Here is a 10705-nt window from a genome sequence, read left to right on the forward strand (position 1 = left end):
TAGCGATAGTCAAAAAGTTTTCAAATTATTTATTAGATTCGGCAAATAGGTTTATTAACTGACGAGATCACCGACGACTCTTCCGATGGCTTCAATGGATCGCTAGCTTTCTGATCGATTCTCGCTCTTAAAAATTGTCCGAACTATTGTTTCAACACCACAGTATTAAAAATCTTGTCGTGCCATGTCTCTTGTTTATCCACAAAAAACCAGAGATAGCCTAGCCCAAAGATTAGACCACTCAGGAAGTACCCCAACGAGCCTCGCAGACCAGCCATCAAAAAAGACAATGGATGCCCATCGGGTTTAACTACTCTGATGTTCATCACTCCCATGCCAATTGAGCGCTCTCGCCGACTCCAAAGGTAACCAAAATACAAAAAATGCCCAAACATGGGAGCGAGCGAAAACCCAATCACACTCGGAGCCACAATTAACCCTGGTACAGGTATCCCGCTATTGTTGTAAGCTCCGATGACTGCTCCAATGGCAACCGCTGCTAGTGAATAGATAATTGAGAGAATGGCTTGATCAATCAACCATGCAGCAGACCGTTGTAAGAAACTCGCCTTATTATTCATCATGATCAACTCTTTTGATCCATTTGCTTATGGTTTTACGAACTAACGAAATCACCGATGACCTTTCCGATGGCTTTGGGAAACGGGTTCGGATGCCTCGTCGCGTTTGAACACCTTGTAGGCGATCGCCAGAAACACAGGTACTGCAACCAGCACTGATATCGCCCCGTAGGTCGCGTGGTACTCGCTGACTGTGAACAGAGCCGGTGTGGTCACGGCACTTCCAGTGATGTTGATCAGGAGGATGCCGCCGATGTTGTTTGCGAAGTGTACGCCGATGGCGAGTTCAGTGGTTCCGTCCACCAGCGAGACCACAGTCCACACCAGACCCGGAACGAGGAAGTAGGTGACAAAGATTGTGAGCCAGCCGCCTGCGATCGCCTCTGGGTTGAGGAGGTGCGGCACGGTAAATATCACGGCTGGCACAATCGCCAGAAAAACGCGGTTGCTCCAAATGAGGCTTGCACCCTGCACGATGTATCCGCGAAAGAAAAGCTCCTCGGTGGTCGTCTGGATAGCGGTGAGAACCAGTGCGATCGGGACGAAGAGCGCGAACGTCGTAAGGTCGGAGTTAAAGGAGAAGGTATCCGGGTAGAACAGATACTGCCCCAGCCCACCTATGAGGCAGAACGGCACGAACCACGCCACGAATCCATGACCGACCCGATGCCAGTCTATCCGCTCCCACGCCGTAACGAGCGTCCGGGGGTGGCGGCGGTGGACGAGGGAGACAGCGATAAGGACTCCCACGAGGAAGAACAGGAAACTCGCCATGACAAACAAGTAGTATTCCACGGGACCGAGCACCGAGGGGTCTGCCTGGCCGCCGAGCGCGAACGCAACGAGTACGCTGGCACCACTACCGACAACCAACCACGCAAAGAGGATGATCACCAGTCCCAGAGGATACCGCCACCCCCGATGCTTACCCCACCGGGCAGCCTCCACGTAGGTAACTTTTTTCGCTTCTGCCGTGATTCCCTCCGTTCTTTCAGTGTTTTGCATCTCCATCTCCGTTTCCTTTATAGATAAGTTATGTAGTGCTTGGGCGGGTTGCTGTTCACAGTTGCCGATCGTTTCAGGATTTGGCGGCGAGTCAGCCCATGCCAGCAGCTACCATCACCGGAACCGTGGGCAGGTTGAAAACAATGTGAACAACGATGGCGGGCCAGACCGAGCCGCTACGGCGTAGCAGTTCAGCACCGACGAGTCCCATTACCAGGGCTGCGGGAAAAACGATATTGATGCCGTGCATGAGGGCGAAGATCAGGGCACTGCTCACGACCCCGAAGACTGGCCCATAGCGCAGCAACACATTGGCAATAACGCCCCGGAAGAGCAGTTCCTCGCCGAGCGGTGTGAGGACACCGAGAAACAGCGTCGCCAAGATTAAGGACAGCACCCCGCCACTGCCACCTTCGGCGTAAATGGTCTGAGGGGTGGAGCTGTCTCCAGTGATAGCGATGTAGACCAGAACCGCCAACCCCTTGACCATAAAGGCAACGAGTCCTGCTCCGACCCCGATGAGCAGCCACCGCCGAGAGACCCGGCGAACACCGAAGGCGCTGAGGGAACGGATGCGTAGGCGCACAGCGGCAGCAAACCCGGCGATGCCAGCAACACCAGACAACGCAGTGAAGATCAGTCCGTAGATCACGGGATCGAGTCCGAGCCGCGAGAGTTGCGAGCCGATTCCGTACCCGACCACGCTAAAGACAATAAGACCCACAATGCCCTCGGGCAAGCTTGGACGTGGGAATCGGTTGCGTGCAGGTTGAGTAGAGGAGCCAGCGGTGGTCTTTTCTGGCTCCTGCGGGGAGTTAGAAGACACTTTGAACATGGTCATTAACCCCTGGATTTTCTTCGTTTTAGCTAGCTTGAGTGTAGTGAGTTCCAACACTCAACTTCTTTCGGATTCTTACGGTGATTTATCAGATTTTTATGGACTTAGCGAATCTGTTTTGGCGTTATTTCAGCGAGGCGCTTGGACTGTTGTGTCAGATGGCTTTGACTGGAGAAGCCAAACACAGGAGACAGCATTCTATCTTTTTCAAAATTCTGCCTCCTATTTTACTTGTTGCTTCTGTAGAGGAAACCTCAGGTATTAATGTCCACCTGAGGTTGCTAGAGGGGGTGTTGCAAGGAGCTGAAGTTCCCATGCAAGAGCCACCGCACTCGCACCGCCATGCTCAAGAAGAATCTCTGATACACCCGCAGATGTTTCTGTGCGTGCCCAGTCCCGTTGCCATTCAGCAAGTACAGCCATCCAGTTGATTGGAACTGCACCCGCCTGAACCATCCGGCGAACCGCCATGTCATGAGCTTCCGCAGTAACACCCCCCGAAGCATCGGTAACGATGAATACTTCATAACCTTCACCCAGCGCCTGGATTGCTGGCATTGCAAGACAGATCTCGGTGTAAAGCGCCGCAAGTATAAGTTGCTTGCGGCCACTTTTCTTCACTACATCTGTAACGTTTGGATCTTCCCAAGTATTGATGAAAGTGCGGTTAATCGGTTTTTGATCGGGAAAAACATCCTGTAGTCCCTTGATAATGTAACCCCCTCTCTCTTCAATGACTGTGGTAAAGATTGTGGGTACGTTGAACACCTTTGCCGATTTAGCAAGACCAATCACATTGTTAATGATCATCGTAGGTTCATGGCTGTTCAAGTTGGTGAACTGGTAAGGCTGGTGGTCAATCAGTACCAGGATGCTATCTTCTGGACGAAGCAGTCCTTCTAGTCCGATTTTTGGATTTTTAGACATCGCTATAAGTCTCCATTCAATGTTTACTTTTCAGACACGCTCTAGCATGTGAGCCTACCTCAGCAGGGAGAATCACAGAGCTTTTTCTTAGGCTAGGAATCCGGCAGGTCACTGATTATTTCTGCTGAAGAAAGTCCAGCAACAGGGGATTGACCTGATCAGCGTGAGTCCAGTTGATAGCATGGGGGCCACCGGGAATGACAACCAGTTGGCTGTTTTTAATCAGCTTTGGCAATCTTGCTGCGGTGGACTCCAGTGGCAGAATGCGATCGGCATCGCCATGAATAATCAGAGTCGGTACATCAATGCGGGGCAAATCATCGCGGAAATCGGTGAGCCAGGAAGGTACACAGTCCAACGTTCCCTTGGCAGAAGCCCCTGCTGCCACATTCCAACTTGCCTGAATCGCCTCATTGCTGATGCGGTTTCCCAGCAGCACATCCACATTGAAGAATTCTCTGAAAAAGGCAGAGAAGTAGGCTGGACGGTCTTCAACGATCGCTTTCATAATGCCATCGAAAACGCTTTGATCAACACCCTCTGGATTGTCGTCTGTCTTTAACAGAAACGGTGGAACGGGAGCCATCAGCACGGCCTTCTGCACCCGCTCTGAGCCGTATTTGCCAAGATAACGTGTGACTTCACCCGTCCCCATTGAGAAACCGACCAGCACGGCATTTTGCAAGTCAAGCTTGGTTATGAGTGTGTTCAAATCGGCGGCGAAGGTATCGTAGTCATAGCCAGATGAGGGCTGACTGGAGTTGCCAAATCCTCGACGATCGTAGGTAATGACTCGATATCCTGCATTCAGTAGAACTAAAACCTGCTTCTCCCAGGAATGTCCGTTCAATGGAAATCCATGAATCAGCACAATCGGTTGACCTGTCCCAAGATCTTCGTAGTAGATGTCGATGGTTGCAGAGTTTTCTTGACCAACGGTGATGTAAGGCATGAGAGGTTTCTCCGTTGTAAATTGATGATATGTTTTTGTCTATTGCATCACAATGGTTAGGCAGCGATCGAGCATTGTCTTAATAATGCTGCGTGAAGCAACTTCAAGCTGGGGCAAGCATCCATTGCCTACCACCACTTTAGAACGACAAGAATCTTTCATTTTTCTCCTGTTCCAATCAATATTGACCTTCAACACACAATCAAACTCTGATCTGTTTAGCAATTACCAACGCCGTAAAGCTGGTCTAATTTTCTGTAAACTTCAGCACAACTTTGCCCCGTGTTCCTCCCTGCTCTAGATGCTGATGCGCCAGAACGACCTGATCCCAAGAAAATACTGAATCAATTACCGGGCGAAGCTGATGACGCTCAATGAGTTTTGTCAAAGACTCTAATTTTGCTCGGTACTGGGGTGAAAAAACAAAATGAATCGTCAGATTCTTACCCCATGCTTCAAGAAGCGATTGCGGTATTGAAACGTCTACAATGCTTGCAAGCCTACCAAAGGGACGAATGATTTCTAGACTACGCCGAATGGTTTCTCCGCCGATCGTATCTAGAACTAAATCCACACCCAGTCCATTTGTTTCTTGACGAATGACTTCTACATAATCTTCATTTTTGTAATCAATTACCCGATCTGCACCCAGTTCTGTCACGAAATCTCGGTTTCTAGAACTACAGGTCGCAAAGACGTATGCCCCTATTGCTTTGGCGAGTTGAACTGCGATCGAACCCACTCCACCCGCACCCGCATGGATGAGAACGGTTTCACCAACTTGTAGATTGCCCCTAGTCACTAGACAATCCCAAGCCGTTCCGCCTGCAAGCGGAAAAGAAGCGGCTTCAATGTGCGATAGATTTGCAGGTTTCAATGCCACAATCGCTGCATCAGCCACATGATACTGAGCGTAGCTACCGAATTCTCCAAAAATTTGCGGCGAGTAATACACGTTGTCTCCCACCTTGAAATCAGTCACAGCTTCGCCAATTGCCTCAATCACCCCTGAAACATCGACTCCAAGGATGGCGGGTAATGGAACTAGTTCCTTGTAATCACCACGACGAGTTTGGTAATCGACTGGGTTAATCGAGGTTGCACAAACTCTCACCAACACCTGATTTGCCTTCAGTGTTGGTATGGGAACCGTTTGAATCTCAAACTTCTCAGCATCACCAAACGCAGTTAATACGGCTGCCTTCATAGATTCCATCTGTGCCAACTCTCCTTGATTCAGAATAAACAGTGTCGTTGTACAAACCGGACTTCACACTACCAGTACTCAACTGTTCAGAACATCGTGTTATCATTAGCCGACATTTCCGGGATGGTCTGTAGCACGTCCCAATGCTCGACTATCTTGCCTTTATCATCCAGGCGGAAGATGTCGATGCCCGCCCAGTCGTTGTCGCCCGGCCATTGTTGGTAGCAATGTATGACTACATAATCGCCTTCAGCGAAGACGCGCTTAAACTGGACGCACTTGCCCGGATATTCTTTCGCCATCCTCTCGAAATATTCGATGAAAGCCTGCTTCCCGTCGGCCACCACCGGGTTGTGCTGGATGTACACGTCGCCGACATATTTCTCGATGGCTTCTGCGGGCTGACACTGATTGAACATCAGGTCATAAAATGCTGTGACCGTCTGTTTGTTCTGCTCAAGTTTATCCGTCATCCGTTCCACACCTCACATTACCCAAAACGCCTAACGGCTCAAAGCAGCGGAGACAAAGAAACTCGAACGCAGCGCTAGCGACTTGAAACCGTCTGCTGCATGGTTAGCTGGCTATGGACACAGCACCTACTTAGATTTGTGCCATGCCACCATCGACGAATAGCTCAATGCCGTTGACAAAGCTGCTGTCATCGGAAGCGAGAAAGACAACGGCTTTGGCGATCTCGTCGGGCGTGCCAACTCGTCCCAATGGGATATTGTTGGCTTCGCTCTTCACAAATTCTTTCATCTGCTCTTCACTGAGTCCGAAGAGATTGTAAGCGGGAGTCGGAATGGTACCAGGGCTGACTGCATTCACGCGAATCTGGCGGTCTTTGAGGTCGAGTATCCAGTTGCGAGCAAACGATCGCACGGCAGCTTTGGTAGCGCTATAAACGCTGAAGGCTGGGATGCCTCTGATGGAAGCAGTTGAGGCATTCAGGATGATGGAAGCGCCGTCTGGCATCAGCGGCAGTGCCTTCTGCACAGTGAACAGTAGACCCTTGACATTGGTGTTGAATGTTTTGTCAAAGTGCTCCTCGGTAATTGAACCCAGTGGAACAAATTCGCCACTGCCAGCATTCGCAAAGACCACGTCCAAATGACCTTGCTCTCGCTCGATCGTGGCGTAAAGCCGATCGAGGTCTGCCAGATTTGAGACATCGTTCTGAACGCCCCTGACGTTCTTGCCAATCTCGTTTACAGCCGCATCAAGTTCAGTCTGACGACGACCCGTGATAAAGACATACGCGCCTTCAGCAACAAATTGTTTGGCAGTGGCAAGACCGATGCCGCTGGAGCCACCCGTCACGAGGGCGACTTTACCTGAGAGTTTTTGTGACATGGTGTTTTCCTGGTCGAGTTTAGGGATTTTTAGTTTCTCGCTATGAGATCGATCGCTCTTCACAGGGAATCGCTCAAAGAGACACTGAGCGTCAGGTAAGGTCTATCCGCTCCAGAGATGCTCTGAGAGCATTCAACGCTCCAACGCGGCATCCACGTTATAGCAGTGGAACGACATGACCTTGCCATCCTTGAGATGAAACACGTCGCAGCAGGGCACATTGAAGGTCTTGCCTGTGGCGGGGATGACGCCGTCGGCGATGTGGAAATCGCCCTGATGAGTGCCTTGCAGCTTGAGCTCGACCACGACCACGTCGTCTGTGGCGTACATCTTTAGCAGCTCCCGATGCATATCGGGGAAGGCGGAGGCGAGAGCCTCGATCGGTTGGCGTACATCCTGACCGTACCACCGCTCTCCTGACGCCTCATTAAGGAAATATCCTTCGTCATGGAACCTGGAAGCGAACTTGTCCGCGTCCAGGTTCTTGGACTCGGCAGCCGCGTAGAGTTCCCTGATAATATCTTCGTTCGTCGCCATCTCGGTTTCTCCTTTTGTTAATGTCGGTTGATGCTTCTTATCGAACCGGTGGTGCGCTCAACCGTCACACAGCCTTGCGCTGCAGCAGCCATCAACCGAGGCAAACGCGATACATTGTGTGTATCATTTACAGCCCCCCGGATCGCGCTTCTCGCGTCTTCCAAATCCGTAACGTCGAGCTTTACAGCCCGCGCCGCGAGCGGATATTTCTCGATCAAATCCTGCAAAACTTCCGGCTTTCGTGCCGTCGCTACGACGTGGTCGCCAGACACAATATAGTTGAACGCCTCAATATCGTGTTCAATACTTTCCAGATGATTTGTCATAATCTCTGAGAGCTTCACCAGAGCAGCCTTGCTATGAGCCAGACCAAATTTTGGAAAGAAGATTTGCACGTCATCAGTAAAAAGATCCAGAACGGTGGAATCTCTGGCATCCACCTTTCTAAAGTACAGGTTGACCATTTCTATTCGAGGATTTGAGCCTAGAGTTGAAGATGTTTGAGTTCAAATTGTCATTTGAATCTCCTGTAATTGTGAATGTTCTAGATACCTCAGAGTCTTACCGTGTGAGCGAATGGGGTGCGAGATGTCTGATCGTCGATCGACTACTGCGCTACAAACCCACCATCTACCATCAACGTTTCACCTGTTGTGAACGATGCCATGTCAGATGATAAAAACAGAACTGCATTTGCGACTTCAAGCGGTGTTCCAATTCGTCCGATCGGGTGAAGTCCTGTCATGTAAGCTTTGGCTTCATCCTGCCCACCTGTAGCTGCTTCAAACATATCTGTTTCGATTACCGCTGGTGCAACGCCATTGATGCGAATACCCGCTTTGGCATATTGGAGTGCAGCAGCTTTTGTTAAGCCTACTACTGCATGTTTACTCGCGGTGTAGAGGGGTGCGCTAGGATATGCAACTACTCCAGTCGCGGATGCCATATTAACGATGCACATAGTGCCGCCAGAGGCGATCGCACCACTTCCCTGTTTCAACATCTGAGCAATTTCATATTTCATCGACAACCAAATGCCTTTGACATTGACGTTCATCGTGCGGTCATATTCCGCTTCTGTTTGCTCAATCAATGAGGGATTTTCGCCGGACACTCCTGCATTATTAAAGGCAATATCCAGCCGACCAAACACGTCAACCGCTTTATCAATCATTGCTTTAACATCGGCTTCTTTCGTGACATCTGCTTGCACAAAAATAGCCTCTCCGTCAGCTTCCTGAATCAGTCGAACCGTTTCTTCACCTTCATCCGTTCGACGACCCACTACCACTACCTTTGCTTGTTGTTGGGCATAAGCGATCGCTGTTGCTCTACCGATTCCTGATGTGCCTCCAGTGACTAACGCCACTTTATCTTGCAGTATCATTCTGCTTCTCCTGTTTCAATTTCGTCAGATTGTGTCGGATAAGCATGCCTCAGCAACTCAGTGACTTCTTGCGCGATCGCAATCAGGGCATGATTAACTGAGGAGCTGCGAAGAGAATACGTCTGAGGTGTATCTTCATGCCCGGAATTATTTTTGCCTTTTACTAGTAAATGCGTCATAGAACTATCCTCAATGAAATACCGATTTTTAATTGACTAAATCAATACCCAGTAATTCAGTGGTTGGCATGGTTCAAAAAGCGGCAATTGTGTTCAGCGAAACAGGCAAAACCTAGGGCGTGTTTTAAAACTCCCGATTGCTCGGTTACATTGTGCTTTTCGCCCCCTAAATCCCCTAAGATTGGGGACTTTGAACGGTTCGAAAGTCTATAAAGTTGGAACTTCCAGGATTTAAAGCACGCCTTAGCCATCAAAATTTGATAACTTATAGCAACTACAGACAAGTCAGATATGAATTGGGAGTGAAGATCGGGGAGCTTAATGACTTGCAGCAATCGTGGCTGCCATCAACTCCGTCGCGTTCCAGTGGCCGATATACCGAATTCCATTGATAAACAAAGCTGGGGCAGTCGTCACTCCACTCTGTATTCCACTTTCGATATCTTCATTGATGCGATCGATATGCACTTGTTTAGACAAGTCTTTGAGAAATTGAGGAATATTAAGCCCTAAATCATTGGCGTACTCTACAAGATAACCATTCTCCAACTGTTGTTGATGGGCAAACAAAGTGTCGTGCATTAACCAAAACTGTCCTTGGGCAGCGGCGGCTTCGGCAGCTTCGGCAGCCCGTTGAGCATGAGGATGAATTTGTACCTGCGGAAAGTGGCGGAAGATCAAGCATAAATAATCCTCTCCAAAGGAAGCACTAAGCTCTCGTTTGATCCCTGCAATCAGCTTGTAAACGTCCGCACTTCTAGGGTCTTGATAGTCTCCATACATCACCAGTACGACCCTGGCACTCAGCACACCTTGCATCCAATCTTGGGTTGAAGGCGGGACAAGTAAGGATCTGTGGCTGCAATCGTTGTTCATTTTTCTACATTTGCAGCAAGCATGAACCTTGCAATTGACTTACTCAATCCGTTGTCTGCATCTCTATTGGCATACATTCAATATAGGAAATCACCTTCAGGCTGTCGTCTATAGCGAGTTAAAAATTTTACAGTACAAATTGATAGAGTAACCCTGCCATCGCAGAGTAGAAGGCTGACTCTAACTTAAGTTAGAACCTCAATTCGATCGAAAGTACACCCTATAAACTGACAATGCCGCGTTTAACGGCAACAATCACAGCTTGAGTGCGATCGCTGACATCCAACTTATTCAAAATCCGATTCACATGCGATTTGACCGTACCTTCACCAATCCTCAAAGCTGCCGCAATATCCGCATTACTCATTCCCTGTGCCAGTGAGCGGAGTACTTCTAGTTCTCTTTCACTCAGTTCTGGATTGCTGAGGCGCTGTGCCAACTTCGCTCCCACATCAGGCGGAATATATTGCTGCCCCCGATGAACGGTACGAATCGCATTCAGAAGCTCGTCCGGTTCAGTTTCTTTCAACAGATATCCTTTGGCTCCTGCCTGCAATCCCCGATAAATATCTTCGTCACTGTCATACGTGGTCAGTACAATAATTCGAGCAGATTTAGCAGCAGCACAAATTGCACCAATGGCAGCAACTCCTTCCACTTCAGGCATTCGCAGATCCATAAGCGTGACATCCGGTTGGTGTTCCTCAAATAGAGCGATCGCTTGTTCCCCATTTTCGGCTTGGGCAATCACCTGCATATCTGGATCACGGTTAATAATCGTGGCTAATCCTTGCCGAAAAATGGCGTGATCGTCCGCAATCAGAACCCGAATGGTCGTGGCTTGGCTCATCGTGATGCTC

General features: G+C 49.4%; 15 protein-coding genes. All 15 read right to left on the reverse strand.

Annotation, left to right across the window (positions count from 1 at the left end):
• Positions 1-143: 143 nt before the first annotated feature.
• The 15 genes from IQ268_RS16440 to IQ268_RS16505 all read right to left on the reverse strand — a co-directional run bounded on the left by IQ268_RS16440 (position 144) and on the right by IQ268_RS16505 (position 10695).
• Entirely contained in the window at positions 144-584 is a 441-nt protein-coding gene (locus tag IQ268_RS16440) for an RDD family protein (protein WP_193881140.1), read from the reverse strand.
• A gap of 48 nt (positions 585-632) precedes the next feature.
• On the reverse strand, positions 633-1592 hold the full coding sequence (locus IQ268_RS16445) for a CPBP family intramembrane glutamic endopeptidase (RefSeq protein ID WP_193881143.1): 960 nt from the start codon (positions 1590-1592) through the stop codon (positions 633-635).
• A gap of 85 nt (positions 1593-1677) precedes the next feature.
• Positions 1678-2478: a CPBP family intramembrane glutamic endopeptidase gene (locus IQ268_RS16450; RefSeq protein ID WP_228035440.1), complete on the reverse strand. Its 801-nt coding sequence runs from the start codon at positions 2476-2478 to the stop codon at positions 1678-1680.
• A 207-nt stretch (positions 2479-2685) separates the two neighbouring features.
• Positions 2686-3351: a hydrolase gene (locus IQ268_RS16455; RefSeq protein ID WP_193881145.1), complete on the reverse strand. Its 666-nt coding sequence runs from the start codon at positions 3349-3351 to the stop codon at positions 2686-2688.
• 115 nt (positions 3352-3466) lie between these two features.
• Entirely contained in the window at positions 3467-4303 is an 837-nt protein-coding gene (locus IQ268_RS16460; protein WP_193881148.1) for an alpha/beta fold hydrolase, read from the reverse strand.
• Positions 4304-4342: 39 nt separating this feature from the next.
• Positions 4343-4465, reverse strand: a complete 123-nt coding sequence (locus tag IQ268_RS32960) for a hypothetical protein (RefSeq protein ID WP_255527211.1) — start codon at positions 4463-4465, stop codon at positions 4343-4345.
• Between the two features lie 85 nt (positions 4466-4550).
• On the reverse strand, positions 4551-5519 hold the full coding sequence (locus IQ268_RS16465) for a zinc-dependent alcohol dehydrogenase family protein (RefSeq protein WP_193881151.1): 969 nt from the start codon (positions 5517-5519) through the stop codon (positions 4551-4553).
• 77 nt (positions 5520-5596) lie between these two features.
• On the reverse strand, positions 5597-5983 hold the full coding sequence (locus tag IQ268_RS16470) for a nuclear transport factor 2 family protein (protein ID WP_193881153.1): 387 nt from the start codon (positions 5981-5983) through the stop codon (positions 5597-5599).
• Between the two features lie 130 nt (positions 5984-6113).
• Positions 6114-6866 carry a glucose 1-dehydrogenase gene (locus tag IQ268_RS16475; RefSeq protein WP_193881157.1) on the reverse strand — a complete coding sequence of 251 codons (753 nt, stop codon included), beginning with the start codon at positions 6864-6866 and terminating at the stop codon, positions 6114-6116.
• Between the two features lie 132 nt (positions 6867-6998).
• A complete protein-coding gene (locus tag IQ268_RS16480) occupies positions 6999-7403 on the reverse strand; it encodes an ester cyclase (RefSeq protein WP_193881160.1) in 405 nt (134 codons plus the stop codon).
• A gap of 17 nt (positions 7404-7420) precedes the next feature.
• Positions 7421-7867, reverse strand: coding sequence for a nuclear transport factor 2 family protein (locus IQ268_RS16485; RefSeq protein WP_193881163.1), 447 nt, complete (start codon positions 7865-7867; stop codon positions 7421-7423).
• A gap of 143 nt (positions 7868-8010) precedes the next feature.
• On the reverse strand, positions 8011-8790 hold the full coding sequence (locus tag IQ268_RS16490) for an SDR family oxidoreductase (protein ID WP_193881165.1): 780 nt from the start codon (positions 8788-8790) through the stop codon (positions 8011-8013).
• On the reverse strand, positions 8787-8969 hold the full coding sequence (locus tag IQ268_RS16495) for a hypothetical protein (RefSeq protein WP_193881168.1): 183 nt from the start codon (positions 8967-8969) through the stop codon (positions 8787-8789). Before IQ268_RS16495 ends, IQ268_RS16490 begins: the two co-directional genes overlap by 4 nt.
• Before the next feature lie 318 nt (positions 8970-9287).
• A complete protein-coding gene (locus tag IQ268_RS16500) occupies positions 9288-9845 on the reverse strand; it encodes a DsbA family protein (RefSeq protein ID WP_193881171.1) in 558 nt (185 codons plus the stop codon).
• 220 nt (positions 9846-10065) lie between these two features.
• Positions 10066-10695: a response regulator transcription factor gene (locus IQ268_RS16505; RefSeq protein ID WP_193881174.1), complete on the reverse strand. Its 630-nt coding sequence runs from the start codon at positions 10693-10695 to the stop codon at positions 10066-10068.
• Between the last annotated feature and the right edge of the window lie 10 nt (positions 10696-10705).

This window comes from Oculatella sp. LEGE 06141 (genome assembly GCF_015207605.1).
In the GTDB taxonomy this organism is placed as follows: Bacteria; Cyanobacteriota; Cyanobacteriia; order Elainellales; family Elainellaceae; genus Oculatella.